Annotated in this window: 17 protein-coding genes and 1 riboswitch; of the genes, 8 read left to right on the forward strand and 9 right to left on the reverse strand. The window is 67.8% G+C overall.

Annotation, left to right across the window (positions count from 1 at the left end; genetic code table 11):
- Position 1 precedes the first annotated feature (1 nt).
- Complete coding sequence (locus tag CA833_RS01900; protein ID WP_207079046.1) at positions 2 to 3,391, reverse strand: DUF2126 domain-containing protein; 3,390 nt, start codon at positions 3,389 to 3,391, stop codon at positions 2 to 4.
- Between the two features lie 375 nt (positions 3,392 to 3,766).
- Here CA833_RS01900 and CA833_RS01905 point away from each other — a divergent pair, with 375 nt between their 5' ends.
- Positions 3,767 to 5,935 carry an RNA degradosome polyphosphate kinase gene (locus CA833_RS01905; protein WP_207079047.1) on the forward strand — a complete coding sequence of 723 codons (2,169 nt, stop codon included), beginning with the start codon at positions 3,767 to 3,769 and terminating at the stop codon, positions 5,933 to 5,935.
- Between the two features lie 86 nt (positions 5,936 to 6,021).
- Positions 6,022 to 7,503, forward strand: coding sequence for a Ppx/GppA family phosphatase (locus CA833_RS01910; RefSeq protein ID WP_142632562.1), 1,482 nt, complete (start codon positions 6,022 to 6,024; stop codon positions 7,501 to 7,503).
- Positions 7,504 to 7,630: 127 nt separating this feature from the next.
- Here CA833_RS01910 and virB11 read toward each other — a convergent pair whose 3' ends face one another.
- The 8 genes from virB11 to CA833_RS01950 form a co-directional block, all read right to left on the reverse strand.
- On the reverse strand, positions 7,631 to 8,701 hold the full coding sequence (gene virB11, locus CA833_RS01915) for a P-type DNA transfer ATPase VirB11 (protein WP_207079907.1): 1,071 nt from the start codon (positions 8,699 to 8,701) through the stop codon (positions 7,631 to 7,633).
- 18 nt (positions 8,702 to 8,719) lie between these two features.
- The gene (locus CA833_RS01920) at positions 8,720 to 9,811 is read right to left on the reverse strand and encodes a TrbI/VirB10 family protein (protein ID WP_207079048.1); all 1,092 of its coding nucleotides are present in this window, start codon (positions 9,809 to 9,811) and stop codon (positions 8,720 to 8,722) included.
- 2 nt (positions 9,812 to 9,813) lie between these two features.
- Positions 9,814 to 10,668 carry a TrbG/VirB9 family P-type conjugative transfer protein gene (locus CA833_RS01925; RefSeq protein WP_207079049.1) on the reverse strand — a complete coding sequence of 285 codons (855 nt, stop codon included), beginning with the start codon at positions 10,666 to 10,668 and terminating at the stop codon, positions 9,814 to 9,816.
- Complete coding sequence (locus CA833_RS01930; RefSeq protein WP_207079050.1) at positions 10,668 to 11,984, reverse strand: type IV secretion system protein; 1,317 nt, start codon at positions 11,982 to 11,984, stop codon at positions 10,668 to 10,670. Before CA833_RS01930 ends, CA833_RS01925 begins: the two co-directional genes overlap by 1 nt.
- A 5-nt stretch (positions 11,985 to 11,989) precedes the next feature.
- A complete protein-coding gene (locus CA833_RS01935; protein WP_207079051.1) occupies positions 11,990 to 14,419 on the reverse strand; it encodes a VirB4 family type IV secretion/conjugal transfer ATPase in 2,430 nt (809 codons plus the stop codon).
- A gap of 37 nt (positions 14,420 to 14,456) precedes the next feature.
- Positions 14,457 to 14,738 carry a type IV secretion system protein VirB3 gene (locus CA833_RS01940; protein ID WP_207079052.1) on the reverse strand — a complete coding sequence of 94 codons (282 nt, stop codon included), beginning with the start codon at positions 14,736 to 14,738 and terminating at the stop codon, positions 14,457 to 14,459.
- A 3-nt stretch (positions 14,739 to 14,741) separates the two neighbouring features.
- Positions 14,742 to 15,083, reverse strand: coding sequence for a TrbC/VirB2 family protein (locus CA833_RS01945; protein WP_142632555.1), 342 nt, complete (start codon positions 15,081 to 15,083; stop codon positions 14,742 to 14,744).
- Between the two features lie 274 nt (positions 15,084 to 15,357).
- Positions 15,358 to 15,732, reverse strand: coding sequence for a hypothetical protein (locus tag CA833_RS01950; protein ID WP_207079053.1), 375 nt, complete (start codon positions 15,730 to 15,732; stop codon positions 15,358 to 15,360).
- Between the two features lie 326 nt (positions 15,733 to 16,058).
- Here CA833_RS01950 and CA833_RS01955 point away from each other — a divergent pair, with 326 nt between their 5' ends.
- The 6 genes from CA833_RS01955 to CA833_RS01980 all read left to right on the forward strand — a co-directional run bounded on the left by CA833_RS01955 (position 16,059) and on the right by CA833_RS01980 (position 23,767).
- Complete coding sequence (locus CA833_RS01955) at positions 16,059 to 17,660, forward strand: hypothetical protein (protein ID WP_207079054.1); 1,602 nt, start codon at positions 16,059 to 16,061, stop codon at positions 17,658 to 17,660.
- A gap of 114 nt (positions 17,661 to 17,774) precedes the next feature.
- Positions 17,775 to 20,465, forward strand: coding sequence for a TonB-dependent receptor domain-containing protein (locus CA833_RS01960; RefSeq protein ID WP_207079055.1), 2,691 nt, complete (start codon positions 17,775 to 17,777; stop codon positions 20,463 to 20,465).
- A gap of 139 nt (positions 20,466 to 20,604) precedes the next feature.
- Positions 20,605 to 20,736, forward strand: a riboswitch (yybP-ykoY riboswitch).
- Positions 20,737 to 20,794: 58 nt separating this feature from the next.
- Complete coding sequence (locus CA833_RS01965) at positions 20,795 to 21,385, forward strand: TMEM165/GDT1 family protein (protein ID WP_242526221.1); 591 nt, start codon at positions 20,795 to 20,797, stop codon at positions 21,383 to 21,385.
- A gap of 87 nt (positions 21,386 to 21,472) precedes the next feature.
- Entirely contained in the window at positions 21,473 to 21,880 is a 408-nt protein-coding gene (locus CA833_RS01970; protein WP_142632551.1) for a Rap1a/Tai family immunity protein, read from the forward strand.
- A gap of 78 nt (positions 21,881 to 21,958) precedes the next feature.
- Positions 21,959 to 22,966, forward strand: a complete 1,008-nt coding sequence (locus tag CA833_RS01975) for an LLM class flavin-dependent oxidoreductase (protein WP_242526222.1) — start codon at positions 21,959 to 21,961, stop codon at positions 22,964 to 22,966.
- A 6-nt stretch (positions 22,967 to 22,972) separates the two neighbouring features.
- Complete coding sequence (locus tag CA833_RS01980; protein WP_207079056.1) at positions 22,973 to 23,767, forward strand: IclR family transcriptional regulator; 795 nt, start codon at positions 22,973 to 22,975, stop codon at positions 23,765 to 23,767.

The following is a 23,767-nucleotide window of genomic DNA, read 5'->3' on the forward strand; positions in this document are numbered from 1 at the left end:
ATCATGCCCCGACCGGGCGGCGCAAGTCGAGCGAATAGGGGAACTCGCCCGGCACTTCCTCGGGCGGGGCCGGCATCGGCCCGGGCGAATGGCCGTGCGGCTGGAACCGCGCCTTGCGCCGCGCCTCGGCCTCATAACCGTTGATCGGCACGTCGTCGTAATGGCGGCCGCCGGGATGGGCGACATGGTAGACGCAGCCGCCCAGCGAACGGCCGTTCCACAAGTCCATGATGTCGAAGGTGAGCGGCGCATGGGCCGCCAGCATCGGGTGCAGGCACTCGGCCGGCGCCCAGGCCTTGTAGCGCACGCCGCCGACGCCTTCGCCCGGCCCGGTCATCGTCAGCGGCACCCGCCGCCCGTTGCACGAGATCACATGGCGCCCGGCGACCAGCCCGCTCGCCCGCACCTGCAGGCGCTCGGTCGAACTGTCGACATACCGCACGGTGCCGCCGATCGCCCCGGTTTCGCCCAAGACGTTCCACGGCTCCAGCGCATGGCTGATTTCCAGCGTCACGCCGCCGCCCTCGACCTCGCCGTGGACCGGGAAGCGGAACATGCGCTGCGCCTCGAACCATGCCGGGTCGAAGCGGTATCCGGCGCGGGCAAGATCGCCCAGCACGTCCAGGAAGTCCGCCCAGACGAAATGGCCGAGCATGAACCTGTCATGCAATTGCGTGCCCCAGCGCACCAGCGGCCCGGACTGCGGCTCCTTCCAGAACCACGCCGTGAGCGCGCGCAGCAGCAATTGCTGGGCAAGGCTCATCTTGGCATCCGGCGGCATCTCGAAGCCGCGAAACTCGACAAGGCCGAGGCGGCCGGTCGGCCCATCGGGGCTGAACAGCTTGTCGATGCAGATTTCGGTGCGGTGGGTATTGCCGGTGACGTCGACCAGCAGGTTGCGGAACAGGCGGTCCACCACCCACGGCGCCGGTTGCGCATGCTCAGCCCCCCCTGCAAATGGATTGGGCACCTGGGACAGCGCGATTTCCAGCTCGTAGAGCGCATCGTGGCGCGCCTCGTCGATGCGCGGGGCCTGGCTGGTCGGGCCGATGAACAGGCCGGAAAACAGGTAGCTGAGCGAGGGATGGCGCTGCCAGTAGGTGACGAAGCTCTTCAGCAGGTCCGGGCGGCGGATGAACGGACTGTCGAGCAGGCTGGGCCCGCCCAGCACGATATGGTTGCCCCCGCCAGTGCCGATCGAGCGGCCGTCGACCATGAACTTGTCCGCCGTCAGCCCCACCTCGCGCGCGGCGTCGTAAAGCGTCTCGGTGATCTCCACCGTCTCGCGCCAGGAGGCGGAGGGGTGGATGTTGACTTCGATCACGCCGGGATCGGGGGTGACTTTCAGCACCTGCAGGCGCGGATCGGGCGGCGGCGGATAGCCCTCGATCCGCACCGGAACGCGCTGCCCGGCGGCGACCGCCTCGACGGCGGCGACGAGTTCGAGATAGTCCTCCAGCCGCTCGGTCGGCGGGATGAACACGGCCAGGTAATCGCCGCGAGGCTCCACCGTCAGCGCGGTGCGCACCGCGCCTTCGATCAGGTGCTGCTCGACGCGCTCTCCCGCCGCGCCGCTGTCGGCCGCGCGGACATATTCGGTCCGCTGCGCCTCGTTGCTGCCCGAAAGCCGGGTCTCGGACCCGCGCGCGGTCACCTGCTCGCGGTAATCGGCGAGCGGCTCGCGCGCCTCGGCCGTGTCGCGCGGGTGGATATAGGGATAGGCCGAAGGCGGCACATAGGGCAGCGCGCCCAGCGGCAGGCGGTAACCGAGCGCGGAATCGCCCGAAACCGCCGTCAGCACCCCGCGCCGCACCCGCCAGACTTCACTCTTCCAGCGCGGCGCCTGGCTTACCGAGGCGTTCCAGCGCTGCACCGGCAGGACAAAGCCGGTCGGCTTTTCCAGCCCGCGCCGGTAGACGCGGCGGAAGCGGCGGGCCAGTTCCTCGTCGTCGATATGCGAATCTTCGGGCACGGTGTTGACCGGCAGCTGCTCCTCGCGGAACTTCCACCAGTCGGCATCCTCGAACACCGGCTGCACGAATTCCTCCGCCAGCCCGAGGTTGAGCGCGGTGTCGCGCAGCAGCGCATCGGCGGCGGCGGCATCGATCGTCGGCACCGGATCGGGATCGCCGCCCTTTTCCAGCGGCTTCTCGCCGGCGATCAGGCTCTCGTCGCGCCAGATCGGCACGCCGTCCCCGCGCCAGTAGATCGAATAGCCCCAGCGCGGCAGCGTCTCGCCCGGATACCACTTGCCCTGCCCGTGGTGGAGCAGCGAACCCGGCGCGAACTTCGCGCGCAGCAGGCGGATCAGCGTGTCGGCATAGGCCGCCTTGGTGGGGCCGACCGCCGCGCCGTTCCACTCGGGCGCCTCGAAATCACCGTCGGCGATGAAGGTCGGCTCGCCGCCCATGGTGAGATTGGCGCCCGCCGCCACAAGATCGGCGTCCACCCTGTCGCCAAGGTCCAGCAGCGCCTGCCAGCGTTCCTCGGTGAAGGGCTTGGTGATCCGCACCGCCTCGGCAATGCGCGAGACGTCCATCTCGAAATGGAAATCGACTTCGGCAGGCTCGGCCATGCCCTCGATCGGGGTGGCGGAGCGATAGTGCGGCGCGGCGCAGAGCGGAATGTGCCCCTCGCCCGCAAACATGCCCGAAGTGGCGTCAAGCGCGATCCAGCCCGCGCCGGGTACATAGGCCTCGGCCCAGGCGTGCAGGTCGGTCACGTCCTCCAGCACGCCCTTGGGGCCGTCCTTGGGAATGACGTCGGCCACCAGCTGGATCGAATAGCCCGAGACGAACCGCGCCGCGAAGCCGAGGCGGCGCAGCAGCTGCACCAGCAGCCAGGCCGAATCGCGGCAGGAACCGATGCCCACGGCCAGCGTCTCTTCCGGGGTCATCACCCCGGTCTCCATGCGGATCACATAGCCGATGCGCTGCTGCAGGCGGCTGTTGATGTCGACCAGGAAATCGACCGTGCGGCCTTCGTAGCCGGCATGCTGGGCGACCAGTTCCTCAAACAGCGGGCCCTGCTCTTCCAGCTCGAAATAGGCGGCAAGGTCCGCCTTCATGCTCTCCGAATAGGCGAAGGGATAGGTCTCCGCCTCGGGCTCGACGAAGAAGTCGAAGGGGTTGATGACGGCGAGTTCGGCCAGGAGGTCCACCTCGATCGAGAAATGATCGACCGGGTCGGGGAACACCACCCGTGCCTGCCAGTTGCCGTGCGGGTCCTGCTGCCAGTTGAGGAAATGCTCGGGCGGGCTGATCTTCAGCGAATAGTTGGGGACCGCCGTGCGGCTATGCGGCGCGGGGCGCAGCCGTATCACCTGGGGACCGAGGCGCACCCGCCGGGAGTAACGGTAGCGCGTGAGATGGTGGAGAGCCGCCTTGATCATCGGCCGTGACTGTGCGCGAAACTATGCTGCACTGCAATGATCTTCCATTGGTCCTGGATTCAGTTTGAAAATTCGCGATGCGAATTGCGCGGCACCGGCCCGCTCCCGTCCCGAAGAACACGAAAGGGTCCGGGGGACCTTTTCGCTGAGGGGGCCGACCACCCATCAGGATACACTCGTGGGTGGTCGGGTGGGGGAGCGGGCCGGTGCCGCGCAAAAATGCCCTGCGGGCATTTTTCAAACGGGATCTTGCCGCCGGAACTTGATAGATTGCGCAAGAAGCCCCCACAATTGCAGCAAAAGTGACATCATGGCATGCAAGGGGGGCCAAGGGGTGCATGGCGCCCATGACTCGCTCGAACGAAGACGTAGGACATGCTGGACATTCACGAAGACACGGCCCCCGGTGAACGCAGCCCGGTGACCGACCTCGCCACCCTGCCCAACCGCTACTTCAACCGCGAGCAGAGCTGGCTGGCCTTCAACGAGCGTGTTCTCGCCGAAGCGAGCAATCCCCATTACCCGCTGCTGGAACGGCTGCGGTTCCTCTCGATCTCGGGCAGCAACATCGACGAGTTCCTGATGGTGCGCGTCGCCGGCATCGCCGGGCAGGTGCGCCGCCAGATCGAGGAAATCTCGATGGACGGCCTCACCCCCTCGCAGGCCATCGCCATCACCCATGAAAAGGTGCTGCAACTCGAGGCGATCCAGCAGGAAACCTGGGCGGACCTCAAGGTCCAGCTGGCCGGGGAAGGCATCCGGGTGGTGGGCGAGGAACCGCTCGATGCCGAGCAGCGGGCCTGGCTGCGCAACTACTTCCTCGAACACGTCATGGCGGTGATCACCCCGCAGGCGATCGACCCGGCGCATCCGTTCCCCTTCGTCGCCAACCAGGGCATCGGCATCCTGTTCTCGCTGACCCGCGTGGCGGATGACGCGCCGGTCATGGAAATGGTGCTGATCCCCGCCCCGCTGCCCCGCTTCGTGCGCATTCCCGGCGAGCAGGCGGCGTGGATCTCGATCGAGGACGTGATCTGCCGCAACGCGGACGAACTGTTCCCCGGCTTCACGCTGCACGGCCACGGCGTGTTCCGCATCCTGCGCGACAGCGACATCGAGATCGAGGAAGATGCCGAGGACCTGGTGCGCTACTACCGCACCGCGATCCAGCGCCGCCGCCGCGGCCTTGTCATCGTGCTCCAGCTGCAGGGCAAGTTCGACCCGGCCGCCGAGGAGCTGCTGCGCAACCAGCTCGGGCTCGACAAGGCGCTGATCATGAAGACCGAGGGGCTGATCGGCTTCTCCGGCCTGTCGACGATCTGCGACGAGGACCGCCCGGAACTGAAGTTCGAGCCCTATACCCCCCGCTATCCCGAACGCATCCTCGAGCATGACGGCGACATCTTCGCCGCCATCCGCGAGAAGGACATCGTTGTCCAGCACCCCTACGAAAGCTTCGAGGTGGTGATCGACTTCCTGCGCCAGGCCGCGCGCGACCCGGACGTGATCGCGATCAAGCAGACGCTCTACCGCGCCGGCAAGCAGTCGGCGATCATCTCCGCCCTCATCGGCGCCGCCGAACAGGGCAAGTCGGTGACCGCGGTGGTCGAACTGAAAGCCCGCTTCGACGAGGAGCAGAACCTGCTCTGGGCCAGCCAGCTCGAACGCGCGGGCGTTCAGGTGATCTACGGTTTCGTGGACTGGAAGACCCACGCCAAGACCTCGATGGTGGTGCGGCGCGAGGGCGACGGCTATCGCACCTACTGCCACTTCGGCACCGGCAACTACCACCCGATCACCGCGCGCGTGTATACCGACTTGTCCTACTTCACCGCCGATCCGGCGATGGGGCGCGACGTCGGCCGCCTGTTCAACTTCATCACCGGCTATGTCGAGCCCAAGGGCACCGAGTGCCTGTCGATCTCGCCCATTTCGCTGCGCTCCACGCTCTACACCAACATCGACGGCGAGATCGCCAATGCCCGCGCCGGCAAGCCCGCGCAGATCTGGGCCAAGATGAACTCGCTGACCGACCCGGGCCTCATCGACAAGCTCTATGCCGCCAGCGAGGCGGGCGTCGACATCGAACTCGTCGTGCGCGGCATCTGCTGCCTGCGCCCCGGCATCACCGGACTGTCGGAAAACATCACCGTGAAGTCGGTGATCGGCCGCTTCCTCGAACACTGCCGCATCTGGGCCTTCGCCAACGGCGCGGACCTGCCCAACCGCAAGGCCAAGGTCTACATCACCTCGGCCGACGCGATGAGCCGCAATCTCGACCGCCGGGTCGAAGTCATGGTGCCGATCACCAACAAGACCGTGCACGACCAGGTGCTCGACCAGGTCATGCTGGCCAATCTGCTCGACACCGAACAGTCCTGGGTGCTCCACCCCGACGGCAGCTACGACCGGGTGGGAGAAGTGGACAACCCCTTCAATCTCCACCGCTATTTCATGACCAACCCGTCGCTCTCAGGACGCGGCGCGTCGCTTGCCAGTGGACGAAAAGTGCCAAAGCTCTCGCTAAGACGAGGCAACATCTGACATAAGGGGGGCAATTGGCCCGAGTCTCGGGCTCGAGAGGCAATCGACCAAAGACCCCCTATGATCGGCATCAGCCTGGTTTTCCTATGATCGGCATCAGCCTCAAGAGCGAAAAGCGCGCGATCATCGACATCGGTTCGAACACCGTGCGTCTGGTGATCTACAACGGGCCGCCCCGCGCACCCGTCGTCATCCTCAACGAAAAGGTGAGCGCCCGGCTGGGCCGCGACCTCGGCAAGACCGGCGCGATCGCCGAAAAGGGCATCCGCAGCGCGCTCATCGCGCTCGGCCGCTTCGCCGGCCTGCTGCGCCTGTTCGAGGTGAAAAACGTCGAATGCGTGGCCACCGCCGCCGCGCGCGATGCAACGAACGGCCCCGAGTTCCTGGACGCGGTCCGGGCCCTCGGCCTCCACCCCCGCCTGCTCACCGGCGAGGAAGAAGCCCGCGCCAGCGCCACCGGCGTGATCGCCGCCTTCCCCGGCGCCCGCGGCGTTGCCGCCGACCTTGGCGGCGGCAGCCTCGAACTCGTCGAGATCGCCGATGGCGAAAGCTGGCACGGCGTTACCCTGCCGCTCGGCACCCTGCGGCTGCCGGACTTGCGCGCCAGGGGACCGGCCGCCTTTGCCGACACCGTGCGCGACGGCCTCAAGCGGGCCGGATGGGAACAGGGCAAGGGCCTGCCGCTCTACATCGTCGGCGGGTCCTGGCGCGCGCTCGCGCTTCAGGCCATGCGTGTGCTCGACTGGCCGGTGGACGATCCCCACGGCTTCGAACTGCCCGCCTCGCAGGCGCTCGACCTCGCCCGCGAATTCGCCAGGGGCAAGCTGGGCGACGTCGATTCGCGCACGTCCGCCTCGCGCCTCGCCTCGCTGCCCGATGCCGCCGCGCTGATGGCCGAAGTCATCACCCGCCTCAAACCGTCCAAGCTGGTGTTCTCCTCCTGGGGCCTGCGCGAAGGCCTGCTTCACGCCCAGCTCGATGCCGAGGTGCAGGCCGAGGACCCGATGCTGGCCAGCGTCGCCGCCTTTTCCGCCAGCGCCCGCGTGACGGCGGACGATGCCGTCGCCCTTGCCAGATGGACCGCTGCCGTCTGCCGCGAGGAACCGCAGGACCGCCAGCTGCGCCAGGCCTCCGGCCTGCTCGCGCTCGCCGCGATGCGCACCGAACCGAACCTGCGCACCGAAGAGGCGATGACCTGGGCCCTGCGCAAGCGCTGGATCGGCCTCGACATGCACGGCCGCGCGATGATGGCGATGACCGTCTTTGCCAATTCCGGCAAGACCGAGGTGCCGGACGCCTTCGCCCGCCTCGCCTCGAAGGAAGACCTCGACCGCGCGATCGGCTGGGGCCTCGCGGTGCGCCTCTGCCGCCGCCTGACCGGCTGCTCGCAGTCCGGCCTGTCGCAGACCTCGCTGCGGATCGAGGATGGCGCGCTGGTGCTGACGCTCTGCGAAGTGATGCGCCCGCTCTACAGCCCCGGCGTCGCCAAGGATCACAAGGCCTTGGCCGATTGGCTCGGGCTGGAGTGCGAGGTGCGCGATGCGGCGGGATTGGCGATCGTCGATTAAGGGGGAAGAGTAAAAGCTGGGGAGCATAGCCCCCCTGCGCCGCAAGGAGCGCACGACGGATAGGCTGGGCGCGACGAAGACGTTTCGAGGGTCTGGGGGATCATCCCCCAGGACTTGCCTGTATCTTTTACCCTACCAAAGTCGCACTCTCGGCAATCTGGCTGATCCCGCGCTTCCCGTCCCGCCGGTCAAGCTGGACGACGATATCGATCACCGAGGCCGCATATTCCAGCGTCTCCGCGCGCGTCAGCCCCAGACCCGTCTGCATCGACATCAGCGCGATCTGCTCCAGCGCGCCGCGCGGGGTATTCGCGTGGACGGTCGAGAACGAGCCCGGATGGCCGGTGTTGATCGCGCGCAGGAACGAAACGGTCTCACCGCCGCGCAGTTCGCCCAGCACGATGCGGTCGGGCCGCAGGCGCAGCGCCGCTTGGAGGAGGTCGTTGGCGGAGACTTTCGCCTCGCCCAGTTCGCCCTTCACCGCGATCAGGCCCACGCCGTTGGCGCCCGGCAGGTGCAATTCGGCGGTGTCCTCCACCAGCACCACGCGCTCGTGCCCGGGGATTTCGCCGAGCATGGCATTGAGGAAGGTGGTCTTGCCGGTCGAGGTGCCGCCCGAGATCAGGATCGTGCGGCGGCGGCGGATGGCGTCGCGCAGGAAGGCGATGGGCTCGGCCATCGGATCGGGCGTCGGTTCTTCGACCGGCGGGGTGATCGGGCCGCGGTCGTAGGCGTCGAGCGGCAGTTCGAGCAGCCGGTGGCGGCGGATCGCCATGGCCCAGTCGGACCGCGTCGCCGGCGGGCCGACCAGCTGGATGCGCGCACCGCCACCATGGCCCCCACCATAGCCGGACAGCGTGGCGGAGAGCAGCGGATGCTCGCGGTTGATGCCCTGGTGGCTGATCCGCGCGACCTGTTCGGCAAGGCGCTGGAGCAGGCGGTTGTCGAGCGCGGGCAAGGCCACGCGCTGCATGCCGGAAAGCGCCGCATCCTCGATCCACACCTCGCCCGGCCGGTTGACGAGGATCTCGGTCACCGTCTCCTTGTCGAGCCAGGGCCGCAGCGGCGCGAGGTAGGCGTCGAGATAGACGCTGCGCTGCGCGCCTTGCGCGCCCCCGTCAGACATGGATGCGTCAGACATCGGTGCGTCAGGCAGGGGTGCGGCAGGCAGGGCCTGAAGGGAAAGAACGTCCGCCATCGATCCAATCTTCACCGATCATTGCGCCTGGCTGAAGTCGAGGTCCTTGGCGGTGAACACGCGGATCGGCTCGCCCTGGCGCACGCGGATGGTCGGGCCGACACTGCCGTTCTGCTGGATCGCCGCCGCGGCCGCCGACTGGCCGCCGCCGACCACCACGCTCGACCCGCTCGACACGATGGTCGAGAGGCCGCCGACGACGGAAAGCAGCATGGCCGAGCCGAAACGCTCGAAGAAGTGGCTGTTGACCTTGCCCGCAAGGCCGGTCTCGCCGCCGAAGGCAACGGCGGGCGAGCCGAGGTTCACCGAGACGCCGTCCGGGCGGATCAACCGGCTCCAGATCACGTAGGCGCGCTTCTGCCCCGCCGTGAGGCCGCTCTTGTACTGGCCGATCAGGCGCGAGGAGCGCGGGATGAGCACGCGCTTGCCGTCGAAGCTGCGCACGTCGGTGGAGACGATGGCGCGCACGTAGCCGGGCACGTCGGTATCGATGGCGGTTTCCAGCACCGCCGGGATCAGCGTGCCCTGCGTGACCGTGGTGGCCGGATCGAAGTTGCGGGTCGCCGAGGCGGTGGAGCCGGTGCCGCCCACGCGCGCGGCGAAATCGTCGTTGGCGTTGCCGCCGCCCTTGGCTTCACCGGCAGGTCCGGCAAGCCCGGCCGGCGCCGGTCCGGCGCCGACGTCGAAAACCACGGTCGGGCTGGCGTAAGGATTGGCGGCAGGCGCAGCGCCCGGCGCTGCGGCCAGCACCGGCGCGGGCGCCGGGGCGGGCAGCGGCGCGGCGGCTGGCGCGGCGACCGGCGCGGGCGCGGGCACGGCGGGAGCGGGCGCGATGGCGGCGGCCTGCGGAGCAGCGGCGGGCGGCGTGGGTTCAACCCCTGCAACCGGCGACTTGCGCACCGAATCCATCGACCACAGCGTCAGCCCGCCCAGTGCCATCACGAACACGATCCCGGCGGCAAGCCCCAGCCCGTCGGCCTTCTTGCGCTGGGTGACGCGCGGCAGGACGTTGCGGGTGGTAAGATCGATGACCTCGGCGCCCTGCCCGTCACGCGGGTCGGTAGCGGCATCGGCGGCGATCTTTTCGCGCATCGAGGAATTGGGCGCCATGGTCAGTTCCCCTTGGCCGGAGCAGGCGTGGAAGCAGTATTGGCAGCGACCGCTGCCGCGGGAGCAGCCGGTGCGGCAGCAGCGGCCGGCGCCGCATCGCTGCGGTTGTTTTCCAGCGCGGCGCTGGCCTTGCCCGAGCGCAGGATGATGAGCCGGGGCACTTCGGCCACCACGATCGTCTGGCCGCGCACGGCGTAGTTCACCGGGCCTTCCTCACCCTTCTCGTTCTGCACGAGAATGGCGGGCACCGCAGTGTTTTCCGGCCAGAGCAGATAAGTGGAAAGCCCGTCGTCATAGACACGCGCGGGCAGCAGCCTGGGCGCGCCGGTGCGTTTCCACGCGAAGTTGAGCGCTGCCGGATCGGCGGGCATCGCCATCGCATCACCCTCGGCGATCGCGCGCTCGGACGGTTCGAGACCTGCCAGCGCCGCCCCCGGAATGGCGGGCGCGGTCTCGGCCGGTTCGTCCTTGTAGGTGAAGCGCAGCATGTAGAGCGGCCGCGCCTTGGCCGAGGCGACCAGGTCGAAGAAATAGGTGTGGCGGTTGGTCACCACCGTCATGTTGGTGCGCGCGCTGGCTTCCAGCGGCTTCACGAACAGCAGGTCGGCGCGCTTGTTGGGGGTGATCTGCCAGGTCTGCGAATCGCCGACCGCCACGTTCTCGATCGATTCGCCCTTGCCGAAGGCGATGGTCGCCTGGACCCCGGCCTTGCCGTCGATCCGCACCACCTGGTTGTCGGCGAAGGGACGCTCGACCAGGCGCTCGTCCGCCTGTGCGGACGAGGCGAGCATCAGCAGCGCGGGAATGGCGGTCACAGCGAGGGAGACTCCACGAATTTGGGCCTTGCTGCGGAACATCACGAATTCTCCTTCACCGGCTTCGATGCGGTGTTCTGGGTCGCGTTAGGGTGGGACGCCGGGCGCCCGCTGTCGTTCGATGCACTGCGGAACCGGCTGCCGATGCCGCGCGCCCGCGAGGCATGGCTGTGTCCCAGCGGCTCGATTCCGCCGCCCGAGACCTGGGTTACCACGGTTCGCCGTTCGCTTGAATGCGTTGCCGCACCCGCGCCGCCGCCCGAGGCCGCCATGGCCGCCGCGCTGGCGGCAGAGACGGCAGGCGCGCGGCCTTGCGCAGCGGAAGTCGCAAATGGCTGCACCTGCACCGAAGGCGGCGGCGGCGCGGCCTGCGAGGCGCTGTCGCCGCGTCCGCGCGAACGCTCGCCGTCGGCAAGGCCGAACACCCGCCAGCCGGACACCAGCGTGGCGGAAACCTTGAGCATCATGCCCATCAGCGCCAGATGCACGGCGGCGACGACAAACAGCGCCATGGCCGCGCGCCCGTCGATCTCGCCCAGCTGCGCGCCCTGGACCAGCGAGGAGACGATCGGCACCAGCAGTTCCAGCGTGATCCCGCCGCCCAGCACCACGAACAGCGGCGTCAGCGCGGTCAGCACGACACCGCGCAGCCACCCCGCGGTCAGCCCGCGGGTGCCGCCGAACAGGCCCATGACCACAAAGATCGGCCCGAGCGCGACCAGCACGCCCAGCGCGATGCGCGCGGTGAGCAGCACGCCCACGGTGCCGAGCAGCAGCATCAGCGCGCCCATCCACATCACGCTGTCGGGCGAGAACAGCCCCGCGCCGCCGGCCGCCGCTGCGGCCTTGACCGCCCCGGCTCCCGCCCCGGCTCCGGCGGCAGCGCCTTCAGCCGCCCCCTGGGCCGCTTCACCGCCGCCCTGCCCGGCAGCCTGAGAGGCTTCGGCAATGGCGTTGAAAACGATGTCGATGCGGTCACCGAAGATCTGCGTGGCCGATCCCCTGGCGCCCATCACCGCGCCCGCGATCCAGTCCGGGCCGCCGATGGCGAGGTTCCACACCACGCTCTGGTAAGCCATCCAGCTGGTCGCGAAAGTCAGCACGAAGCCGATCGTCAGCATGCGCGGCGTCAGCGCCGAGACGCTGAGGCTGGAGCGCCCGGACAGCAGCGAGAAGCCCAGAAACGCGATGTACAGCGTCAGCACGAGGATGAGGACCGGCCCCATCGCCCCGCCGGCGCCGAACAGGCGCCCGAAGGCGGCCGCCGCCATCTCGTTCGAGACGCAGTCCACCGCGCGCAGCGCCGGGGCAACGCCCTGGGAGGCCAGTTCGGTCAGTTGTTCGCAGGCGGCGCTCATCCGCCTTACTCCGCCGCCTGGCCCCAGGCGGCATCCTCGTCCTGCTCGCCCCATTGGTCGTTGGGCCACTGGAGGCCGGTGAGCAGCGGATACCACGCCGAAGGCTCGTCGCCGTAGCGTTCGCGAAGCTGGTCGAGCTTGCGCACGGTGCTCTCGCGGCCCGACAGCACGGTGAGCACTTCGGGCATGCCCGAAAGATCGAGGCGCACCACCACCGAGGCGTCCGACTGGCGGATCAGGAAGCAGCGCGAGTGCGCGGGCAGCGTCTTGATGACGTCGAGTTCGTGCTGCGAGAGGCCAAAGCCCTCGCAATAGTCCTCATGGCGGGCGCGGGCATTGGGCATGAACACCATCGTCGCGGTCTGTTCGACCAGCGCGGTGGCGATCTTGCTGTCGAGCGCGTCGCGCGCCGACTGGGTGGCGAAACCGACCAGCGCGTTGCGCTTGCGCAGCGTCTTCAGCCAGTCGCGGATGCGCGCGGCGAAGACTTCGTCGTCGAGCGCCTTCCAGCCCTCGTCGATGAGGATCATCGTCGGCTCGCCGTCGAGGCGCTCGTCGATGCGGTGGAACAGGTACATCATGACCGGCGTGCGCAGGCGCGGGCTTTCCAGCAGCGCGGTCATGTCAAAGCCCAGCACGCGGGCCGAGAGGTCGAGCCGGTCATGCTGGTTGTCGAACAGCCAGCCATGTTCGCCGCCCTGAAGCCACGCGTCGAGGCGGCTGGCGAGGTCGCCGGGTTCCGGACGGCGCGCGCCCGCCAGCAATTCGCGGAAGTGCGAGAGGCGGCGCAGCGAGGGATCGTTGTGATAGGCCGCGTCGACCGCGCCGGCGATCGTCGCCAGTTCCTCGGGCCCCTTGGCTTCCAGCAGCACGCCCAGCCAGTCGCGCAGGAAGGCGCGGTTGGCGGCGGTGTCGGGCAGCGAGAGCGGGTTGAAGCCGGTCGGATGCCCGGCGGCGACGCGGCTGTAGGTACCGCCGATGCCGCGCAGGAACACTTCGGCGCCGCGATCCTTGTCGAACAGGACGGTGCGGGGTGAGAACTTCTGCGCCTGCGCGGCGAGGAAGTTCATGACCACCGTCTTGCCCGAACCCGACGGACCGATGACGGTGAAGTTACCGAGATCGCCCTGATGGAAGTTGAAGAAGAACGGCGTCGCGCTGGTGGTGGCCAGCAGCGTCACCGCATCGCCCCAGTGGTTGCCGCTCGCCTGCCCCATCGCAAAGCCGTGGAGCGAGCCGAAACAGGCCATGTTGGCGCTGGAAATCAGCGCCCGGCGCACGATGTAGGCCTCGTTGCCGGGGAACTGGCCCCAGAAGCCGGGCTCCATGTTGACGTCCTCGCGCACCGCGACGGCCCCGGCATCGGCGAGCGCGGCGGCGCAGGAGGCGGTCACCTCGTCCAGCCCCTCGAGCGTGGGCGAGCGCACCAGCACCGACAGGTGATGGTCGCCGAAACCGACCGCGCCGGTGCCCAGCGCATCGCGCGCGGCGCTCATTTCACGGCGCTCGGCCATCGCCTCTTCATCCGCCGAGCGCAGGCGGCGGATCGCCAGGTCGATGCGTTCACGCGCGATCTGGCGGTCGCAGGGGGCATAAGTCTCGGTCAGGACCAGTTCGGCGGGCAGGCGCAGCAAGGCGTCGGTGAGGCCCGGCGAGGTCGAATCGGGATAGTCCTTGAGGCTCACCAGCGAGGCAAAGCCCGAACCTTCGGCGCCGCGCAGTTCCAGCGCGTCCATGCCGAAGCTGATCCGGCGATAGGGCAGCATGTGGCCAAGGTCGGTGCCCTCCACCGGGCGGCGCACCGGGCGCATCTCGCCGTTGTAGAGCGCCGAGACCAGTTCCAGCACTTCCGAGCAGTTGCCCGCCCCGCCCTCGTAGTCGCCGAGGATACGCGCGCCGTAGGAACCGAGCGAGGCGACCATCGCCGTCGCCGCCGCGCGCAAGGTGCGCACGTCGGAGACATCGGCTTCGGCGGGTGCCTTGCCGCTATTCTTCATGAACCGGGACAGCTTGTCGGCCCAGCCCGCCTTGCCGCGCGCGGGGCGGCGGACCAGGGTGATGAACTGGTCGTTGACGAACAGCGCGCCGGACCCCGTGCGCGCCTTCCAGCGGGCATCGATATGGGCGGCCAGCGGATCGTCGAACTGGCCGTCCATCGCGATCTCCACCCGGCGGCGGATCACGTGGTGGTACAGCACGAAGCGCGCGTCGAGCGAGGAGCGCAGCAGCACTTCGCGGGTGGCGACGTGGGCGTTCAGTTCCTCGCTGTCGGCGGTCTCGAAGGCAAGGCCCGGCACCACCAGCGAGAGCATGACCGACCCGTCGCGCAGCAGCACGACGTTCTCGTCGACGAAGGACTGGTAGGGCAGCCGGTCGCCCACCATGGCTTCCTTGGCACCCCAGCCCTTCAGCACGGACTTTCTGTTCCCGGACATCTTGTCGCTTCCCCCGCCGTTTGCTTGGCGCGCCCGCTCAGGGCGAATAGCTGTTGCAGCCCCAACGCTGCCAGTTCGGCACGCGCGGGCACTTGCTGACCTTGGCGAGCCAGAGGTCGAAGATCCGCGGCTCGCGCAGGCAGGCGAGGTAGCCGATGCCATGCACCAGCAGCGCCACCGGCAGCGCCCAGAAGCTCTTGGTGATGAGGAAGGCTTCCGTCGTCACCAGGCCGTTGATGATGAAGAAGGTGAAGGTCACCCCCGCGAACATCTGCGGGCGGGTGAGCGCGCGGTGCACCGGGAAGCGCGCGAGGCTCATGCCTCAGCCCGCCGCCGACTGGATGCCGGAGACGATCGCGCCGGCACCGAACAGCACGAAGCAGCCGATGATGACGGTCGCCCCGAAGCGCCAGTTCATGCGCCCGGTCAGCATCATGAAACCGACCGCCGCCACCGCCATGACCGCGACGGCCGTGGCGACATGGCCGAGCAGCGTGCCCTGAAGCCAGCCCAGCGCCGCCACGATCGGGCCGGACCCGGCCGGATCGCCGCCACCTGCCGCCTGCGCATTCGCGGCAGCCGGCGCCATGGCAGCAAGCGCTGCAAAAATGTTGAAAACGCCGCGAAACTTGCGGGTGCCAAGCTGAACGTGTCGAATCACCATGCCCTCCGTATGGAGGCCAAGTGCGTTATCGGGATGACAGGTGTGTGACGGTGAGACGGCAAAATCGACCGTCGTGTTGCAATCCTGACGCAAGAATCACGAAACCGCCATCGCGACTCACGGCAAACCGCCGACAGATCGCGCAGGCCGCGCCCCTTCCCCGCATGGCGCGACCCGAAGGGGAAAAGGATCAGGGACGGGTGCGGGAAGGAGACGGAGAGCGGTTCACCGCCCTCCGCGCCCCCTCAGGGCATCACCGGAGCGGCGGCTGGGATCAGCGCGAGGCCTGGGCATTGGCGCGCAGCAGCTGGCCCAGCGCACGGCGTGCGGCAAAGCGCGAATCGGCCCAGGTCCCGTCCGCCAGCTGGAGATCGTAGCGCTCCGGACTGTTGACGGCGGCACGGTAGCTGGCGAGCGCCTTCTCGGTCTGGCCATTGGCGACATAGGCCGCGCCGAGGTTGATGAGGGTGGCCGGATCGTCCGACTTCGGCGCCCCGGCGGCCTCCAGCTTGCGCAGCGCATCCTGCGCCCTGCCGGCGGAAAGTTCGTCATAGGCGACGTCGACACGGTCATGCGTCGGCTCTGCCACGGCCAGCGAGGCGGGCGACTGGGCAAGCAGGACGGCGAGGGCAAGGGCGGCAAGGGACACGGCAGTTCTCCCGGTTCGATCTGTTGATTGCATGCAACATCCGCCGGAAAACGCGCGCCCGCAAGAAAATGACGCAAGTGTCATAAAACTGCAATCAAAGCGTGAATCGTCTCGAAACGAGCGAGTCGATGTCCGTTTCGGCGGACATAAGCAGACCTGCGTAGGCCAACCGGCGCCAAATCGATGTTGCCGTCATATTGCGGTCATCCAACCGAATATTTCTGTCACGGTAACGCCAACAAACTGTCACCCCCTCGGCCTAGACGCCCCTCACAGCGAAGGCGGACTCGCCGTCTCGTAGCGACCTGTCCAACGGGGGAACTCACGTGAAGACTATCCATGGCATGCTGCTGCTCGGCTGCAGCGCCCTTGCACTTGCCGGTTGCGGCGCCGACGACGTTGCCTCGCCGGGCGCAGGCAGCATCGTGATCAACAATCCGACGCCGACCCCCACGCCGACCCCGACGCCCACTTCGGGCACCGTGACCGCGGCGGCTTCGTGCCCCTCGACCGGCGGCGTTACGCTGACCAACGACGGCGTCATCACCAGCCCCGAAGGCACCTGGCGCGTCTGCACCCTGCCCGCACTCGTCGACGTCAGCTCGGCCCTGCCCAAGGTCGCCGGCGTGCTCTATCGCCTGAACGGCCGCGTCGACGTCGGCTGCGACGGCGGTTTCTCGGCCCCGACGGCGGCCAAGCCCTTCGCCACCACCACCGCCAGCTGCGGCGGACGCACCCTGACTGCCGACACCAACGTCACCCTGACGATCGATCCGGGCGTGATCGTCTACGGCGAAAACGGTTCGGAACCGGCCTGGCTCGCGGTCAACCGCGGCAACAAGATCAGCGCGACCGGCACCGCCTCGGCCCCGATCATCTTCACCAGCGTCCAGAACGTCACCCGCCCGAGCGGCTTCGACGACAGCGCGCAGGGCCAGTGGGGCGGCGTCGTGCTGCTCGGCCGCGGCGTGGTGACCGACTGCAACTACGGCTCGACCGCCGCCGCCACCTGCGAACGCGACACCGAGGGCGCGGTCAACAAGGCCGTCTTCGGCGGCGCCGACAACACCTACAATGCCGGCACGATGAAGTACGTGCAGATCCGCTATTCGGGCTTCGTGCTGTCGAACGGCAAGGAACTGCAGTCGCTGACCGCCGAGGGCATCGGCACCGGCACCACGCTGGAATACTTCCAGTCGGTCAACAGCTCGGACGACGGTGCCGAGTTCTTCGGCGGCGCCGTGAACTTCAAGCACTACATCGCGGTCAACGCCGACGACGACAGCCTTGACGTCGACACCGGCCTGCAGGGCAACTTCCAGTACGTGCTGCTGCTCCAGCGCAGCGGCGGCGGCGACGCCATGGTCGAGGCCGACTCGAACGGCCTGGAAACCGACACCCCGCGCCAGAAGACCGTGATCGCCAACTTCACGATGGTCCAGCCCGCCGTCAGCTCGAACAACGAAGCGAACGACCTCGCCTCGCTGCTGATCCGCGGCAATGCCGACGTGACGCTCGTCAACGGCGTGATCAACACCCCGAACAACGAGTGCCTTCGCCTCAACGGCACCGGCACCACGCCGGCGACGCTCAAGGCCTACTCGGTGGTGATGAGCTGCAACTCGACCAAGTATCTCGGCTCGGGCAGCTATACCGCCGCCAACACCCAGAGCCAGTTCGGCTCGGGCAGCAACAACAACAACGACGCCTTCACCTCGACGCTGACGAGCACGTTCGTCAACGGCACGAACGAAAGCGGCGTCGCCGCCTACACCGGCCTCACCACGCTCTCGAGCTTCTTCACCGCGGCCACCTACATCGGCGCCGTCAAGGATGCCTCGGACACCTGGTACAAGGGCTGGACCTGCAACAACGCCACCGGCGCGTTCGGTTCCACCTACAGCTGCACGGTGCTGCCGACCACCTGATCGGACCGCCCGCGATTTCGGGGGAGCGGTCCAGCGCGGCCGCTCCCCTTTATCGCATCGGGCCAAGACCCACGCTCTGCCAACGAAATTCCAAGTGTTCCAGGGGGACCAGACATGACCACGCCGCGGCTCGCATCGCTGCTGCTGCTTTCCACGACGATCCTCACGCCGAGCCTGGCGTGGGCGCAGGACAGCACCACTTCCACCACCGCCACCGATGCCGCGAGCCCGCAGGACGGGGCTGATGAGGGGCAGGCGCCCGACATCTCGGTCCCCGGCGGCGCGATCATCGTCACCGGCCAGCGCAGCCGCAACGTCATGCGCACCGCCCCGCAGGTCATCTCGGTGCTTTCCTCCGAGGAAATCGCCCGTACCGGCGAAGGCGACATCGCCGGCGCGCTGGGCCGCGTGACCGGCCTTTCGGTGGTCGGCAACGGCTACGTCTACGTGCGCGGCCTCGGCGACCGCTATTCGCTGGCCCTGCTCAACGGCTCGCCGCTGCCCAGCCCCGAGCCGCTCAAGCGCGTGGTCCCGCTCGACCTCTTCCCCACCAGCATCGTCGCCTCCTCGCTTGTCCAGAAGAGCTATTCGGCGAACTTCCCCGGCGAATTCGGCGGCGGCGTCATCAACCTCACCACCAAGGCGATCCCCGAGGAAAGCTTCCTCGAGTTCGGCGGCGGCCTGGGCTGGGACACCGAGACCACCAACAAGCTGGGCTACACCTACTACGGTTCGAAGACCGACTGGACGGGCTGGGACAACGGCAACCGTTCGGTCCCCTCGGCGCTGCAGGCCTATTTCAACAGTAACGAGGTCATCACTCCGACCAGCGACCTTGCCAAGGAACTTGGCGGCCAGCTGGTGACCAGCCGCAACGCGGTGGTCCAGAAGGATGACCACGTCCAGCCGAACTGGTCCGCCGACATCTCGGCCGGCACCCGGTTCGATCTCGGCGGCGCCACGCTCGGCGTGATCGCGGCGGCGGGTTATTCGAACAAGACCCAGACCAAGCAGATCACCCAGCAGCGCGCCCAGGGCGTGACCGCCGATCCCGACCAGCTGTTCGAGAACTTCACCGCGGTCAACACCGACAACCGCGTCGTCGCCAATGCCCTCGTCGGCATGGGCCTGGAGTGGGGCGAGAACTCGATCCGCTGGACCAACGTCTATATCCACGACACCGACAAGCACACCGGCCTGCGCCTCGGCAAACGGGAGAACAACCCGAATGCCGACTACATGGAGCAGACCACCGCGTGGTACGAGCGCCAGCTGATCGACACCCAGCTGGTCGGCGAGTTCAAGCCCGCCGACGACACCACCATCGACCTGCGCGCCGGTTATGCCAACTCCAAGCGTCTCGCGCCCTTCGAGATCAACGCCGAGTACCTGCGGACCAACACCGCAGCGGATCCTTACGGCGAATACTTCGTCAACCGTCTCGGCAACGGCAACCAGGACCCGACCACGATCACCTTCTCGCGCCTGAACGAGAACGTGTGGTCGGCCGGGGCCGACCTCTCGCACCAGTTCGCACCGGGCTGGACGGGCACGGTGGGTTATGCCTACCAGATCAACTCGCGCACCAACACGCGCCGGTCCTTCGCGATCTACGCCAATGGCGACCAGACGCAGATCTCGAATTTCGGCCTGCTGCGCCTCGACGTGCTGCTCCAGCCGGGCACCTGGTACCTGGCGGACAACGGCGTCAACTACGGCCTGGAACTGCGTGAACCCGACGCCTCGACCGCCCAGTTCGATTCGCGCCTGCTCAACCACGCCTTCTACGGCAAGCTCGACGGCCAGCTGACCGACGCACTGTCGTTCGATTTCGGCCTGCGCTGGGAATATGCCAAGGAATCGACGATCCTGCGCCCGATCGGAGCCGCCCCCAGCAAGGCGACCGATCTCAAGAACGAGTATATCCTGCCCGCGCTGACGCTGACGTACGAAGTCCAGCCCGGCATGCAGGTGCGCGCCAGCGCGTCCAAGACGCTCGCCCGTCCGCAGTTCCGCGAACTGCTCTACCAACCCTACTTCGACCCCGACAGCAACCGCACCTACCAGGGCAACCCGTTCCTCGAGGACAGCCAGCTCTACAACGCCGAAGCGCGCTGGGAATGGTACTTCGCGCCGGATCAGCGGATCGCGGTGGGCGGTTTCTTCAAGCGGATCGACAATCCGATCGAATCGTTCCTGACCGGTTCGGAATCCTTCATCACCTCCTACGCCAACGCGCCCAAGGCCAACCTCTACGGCGCCGAGGTCGAGTTCCAGAAGTACGTGCCGCTGGACAGCTGGGGCGGCCTGTTCGAGACCCGCCGCCTGCTGCTGCTGGGCAACTACACCTTCACCAAGTCGGAACTGAAGGTGAAGGACGGCGATACCGTGCGCATCTACGGCGCCGGTACCGGCACCTCGCTCGCCACCGACTACTTCACCAACGGCGCGCCGCTGACCGGCCAGTCCAAGCACATCGCCAATGCCCAGATCGGCTTCGAGGACACCGAAAGCCTGTCGCAGCAGACGATCCTGTTCAACTACGCCAGCAAGCGCGCGGTCAGCCGCGGCCTTGCCAACTCGGGCCAGCCCGACATCTTCGAATACCCCGGCCTGACCATCGACCTGGTGATCCGCCAGGGCATCAAGCTGTCGGAAAACAAGCAGATCGAGCTGAAGTTCGAAGGCCGCAACCTCACCGGCCGCAGCCATCAGGAATACCAGCAAATGGAAGACGGCAAGGTCAACTACAACACCTACGACCAGGGCCGCGTCTTCACGCTGTCCGCCTCGGCCAAGTTCTGATTTCCGTTCTCACCGGGAGGTCCTTGCCCTCCCGGCCGCACCTCAGGACCCGGTCGCTTCACGCGGCCGGGTCTTTTCTCGAGGGGCCTTTTTTTCGCCGGTTTTTTCTTTGCGCGCGGCACCGAAGCACGCTATGCGCCGGCCCGTCATCTGGGGAGTAGCCGCCTGCGTCCCCGCAGGACCCGTCGTCAACATACTTGGTCGAGAGACCATGGCGCACGGGAGGACGGATCACCGTCCGGGCGAGACCAATGGCGTTGCAGCTCCGTCCGGCCGGGCGGGTTCTGCCGCGCTATTGTCTTGTCTGTCGCCCGGCCCGGAGATTGCATTTGCCCGTCCTGTTCTCGTCAGCGCTGCTGACCTCGACCGCGGTGGTCGCCCTTGCCGAAATCGGCGACAAGACCCAGCTTCTGGCCATCGTCCTGGCCACCCGCTTCAAGAAGCCCTGGCCGATCGTCGCGGGCATCTTCGTGGCGACCATCGCCAACCACTTCCTCGCCGCCCTCGTCGGCGAACAGGCCTCTGCCTTCCTCGACGGCCAGTGGTTCCGCTACCTGATCGCGTTCAGCTTCATCGCCATGGCCGCCTGGACCCTGATCCCCGACAAGTTCGACGAGGACGACGAGCCCAAGCCCAGCCGCTTCGGCCCCTTCATCGCCACCGCCATCGCCTTTTTCCTGGTCGAGATGGGCGACAAGACCCAGATCGCGACGATCGCGCTCGGCGCCCGTTTCCAGAGCGTGATCCCGGTCATGGCCGGCACCACCATCGGCATGATGCTGGCCAACGTGCCCGCCGTGTTCCTCGGCAACGCCCTCATCAAGCGGGTGCCGCTCAACGTGGTGCGCACCGTGGCCGCGCTGCTGTTCCTGGTGATCGGCCTCTGGCTGCTCGCGCAGACCGCCGGCCTGCTGGGCTAGAACTTTGCCGGAATTGGCGGGAACATAAGAGGTTCCCGCCAATTTACCGGATCGTGGCCCCGGATCGTGAATAAGGAACAACCGCCGATGACGTGCGCAAGACTGGCCTGCATCGCCGCCTGTGCCGCGCTCGGTCTGGCCCCGGTCACCGCCAGCGCGGGCTTCTACAGCGGCGATGACCTCTACAAGACCTGCTCCGTCCCCAAGAAGGACAAGGCGTACGTCGAGCACTCCTACGAGTGCATCGCCTACATCACCGGCGCCGTCGACGCGTTCAACACCACGCGCGAGGCCAACAAGCTCAAGAGCTGCATTCCCGCGGACGTGACGATCAGCCGCCTGCGCGAGGTTACGCTCGCCTATCTCGAGGACAATCCCCGGAGCCTGAGCGCCCCCGCCTCCTCGCTGGTCTTCACCGCCACCCGCAAGGCCTGGCCCTGTCCCGCCGCAACGCCCGCGAAAAAGCCGGTACCTGCGAAACGAAAAAAGCGATAATCGCCCCGGCGCCCTGCCCCTCGATGGCCCGCGCGGTCGCCCCGCGCTAGGCTCGCCTCCATAAAGGGAGAGCAGGCAGTGCGGGAATTGGGCTTCGGATATCTCTACGACATGCGCAATCCGGCGCCCTGGCACCGCGCGCCCGAGGCGCTGCATGCCGAAGTGCTGGACGTGATCGCCGAGACCGAAGCGCTCGGTTTCGATGGCGCCTGGGTGCCCGAGCATCATCTCGCCGAGGACGGCTACATGACCTCGCCCATGGTCCTGCTGGCCGCCATCGCCGCGCGCACAAAACGGATGGCGCTGGGCTCCGGCATCGCGCTTGCCCCGCTCTACGAACCGCTGCGATTTGCCGAGGATTGCGCGGTGCTCGATGCGCTCTCGGGCGGGCGGCTCAGGATGGGCCTCGCCATCGGCTACCGGGCGCGGGAATATGCCGCGCATGGGTTCGACTTCCGCAAGCGCGGCGCACGTTTCGACGAGTTCCTGCACGTGGTCCGCAGGCTCTGGGCCGGCGAGACGGTGGACTTTGCCGGCGAGCATTTCCGGCTGGAAGGCGCACGCATCGCCGCCCTCTCCAGCCGGGGGCAGGTGCCGCTCTACATCGGCGGCTTTGCGCCCAAGGCGATGGAGCGCGTCGCCAGATACGGCGACGGCTACTTCGGCAATGCCGAAGTCTGGCCGCTCTATCGGCAGAAGCTGGAGGAACAGGGCAAGGACCCGGCCGAGGCGCATGTCTGGGTGCAGGAACTCACGCTGGTCGTCGCGCACGACAAGGCGGCGGCGATGGAGGAGCTGGCACCGCACTTCCTGCACGTCACCAATTCCTATGCCGCCTGGATGGCGGAGGACAGCGCCGTGGGCATCGACGATCCGGCGATGAAGGCGATGGACCTCGCCAGCTTCAAGGCCAGCGGCGCGCTGCGCATCCTCACCCCCGCCGAGGCGATCGACCACTTCCGCCGCCTGCGCGGGACGGCGCCGGTGGAGCATGTGACGATGATGATGCCGCCCGGGCTTCCGGCGGAGCGTTTCCTTGCCTATGCCAAAGTCTTCGCGGACGAAGTCATTCCCGCGTTTCGGTGAGGCAGGATGGCAGAAGGTGTGCAAGTGACGGAACGGCGGGCGGCCTCGCCGCAGTCGGTAACGCGGGTGATCCGCCTGCTGGAAGCGCTCTGCGCCAGCAGCGAGCCGGTGTCGCTGGCCGATCTCAGCCGCCGCCTCGCCACGCCCAAGAGCAGCCTTGCCGCCCTGCTGCGCGGCCTTGCCGACGAGGGTTTCGTGATCGGCAGCGACGCCATGTGGCGGCTCGGCCCCGGCGCTTTCGGGCTGGGCAGCGCGCTGACCGAGGCCCGGCGGCGGCTCCAGAGTTCGGACCTGATCCGCGACGGCATGCGCCGCCTGAGCACCGCCAGCGGCGAGACGGTGCTGCTCGCGGTCGGCGATATGCAGGGCGAGAGCATGACTTATGTCGATCTCGTCGAAAGCGCGCATGTGGTGCGGTATCTCGTTGCCATCGGTGACCGGCGCCCGTTCTATGCAACCGCGGGCGGCCGCGCGCTGCTGGCGACCTGCTCGGCCGAGGCGGTGGAGAGCTACCTCAAGCGGCTCAACGCCCAGCGCCTCGCGCCGACAACCTTGGTGGACCGCGCCGGGCTGCGCACAGCGATAGAGGCGGCGCGGGAGCAGGGTTATGCGCAGACGGTCGATCAGGCGGCGGAAGGCGTTACCGGCACGGCGGCGGTGATCCGCGATGCGGCGGGGCAGGTCCTCGGCGCGCTGGTGATCGCCGCGCCGACCGCGCGCGCGGGGGACCGGCTGGCGGAATTGGCGCGATTGGTCGTGGCGGAAGCGGCGCTGATCTCCCGCAGCCTGGGGTTCCGGTAG

Origin of the sequence: Novosphingobium sp. KA1, assembly GCF_017309955.1 — a bacterium.
Taxonomy (GTDB): Bacteria; Pseudomonadota; Alphaproteobacteria; order Sphingomonadales; family Sphingomonadaceae; genus Novosphingobium.

Coding starts and splice junctions, on each gene's coding strand:
- CA833_RS01900 (WP_207079046.1), bottom strand. CDS start 3,391: ATGATCAAGGCGGCTCTCCACCATCTCACGCGCTACCGTTACTCCCGG.
- CA833_RS01905 (WP_207079047.1), top strand. CDS start 3,767: ATGCTGGACATTCACGAAGACACGGCCCCCGGTGAACGCAGCCCGGTG.
- CA833_RS01910 (WP_142632562.1), top strand. CDS start 6,022: ATGATCGGCATCAGCCTCAAGAGCGAAAAGCGCGCGATCATCGACATC.
- virB11 (WP_207079907.1), bottom strand. CDS start 8,701: ATGGCGGACGTTCTTTCCCTTCAGGCCCTGCCTGCCGCACCCCTGCCT.
- CA833_RS01920 (WP_207079048.1), bottom strand. CDS start 9,811: ATGGCGCCCAATTCCTCGATGCGCGAAAAGATCGCCGCCGATGCCGCT.
- CA833_RS01925 (WP_207079049.1), bottom strand. CDS start 10,668: ATGTTCCGCAGCAAGGCCCAAATTCGTGGAGTCTCCCTCGCTGTGACC.
- CA833_RS01930 (WP_207079050.1), bottom strand. CDS start 11,984: ATGAGCGCCGCCTGCGAACAACTGACCGAACTGGCCTCCCAGGGCGTT.
- CA833_RS01935 (WP_207079051.1), bottom strand. CDS start 14,419: ATGTCCGGGAACAGAAAGTCCGTGCTGAAGGGCTGGGGTGCCAAGGAA.
- CA833_RS01940 (WP_207079052.1), bottom strand. CDS start 14,738: ATGAGCCTCGCGCGCTTCCCGGTGCACCGCGCGCTCACCCGCCCGCAG.
- CA833_RS01945 (WP_142632555.1), bottom strand. CDS start 15,083: ATGGTGATTCGACACGTTCAGCTTGGCACCCGCAAGTTTCGCGGCGTT.
- CA833_RS01960 (WP_207079055.1), top strand. CDS start 17,775: ATGACCACGCCGCGGCTCGCATCGCTGCTGCTGCTTTCCACGACGATC.
- CA833_RS01970 (WP_142632551.1), top strand. CDS start 21,473: ATGACGTGCGCAAGACTGGCCTGCATCGCCGCCTGTGCCGCGCTCGGT.
- CA833_RS01980 (WP_207079056.1), top strand. CDS start 22,973: ATGGCAGAAGGTGTGCAAGTGACGGAACGGCGGGCGGCCTCGCCGCAG.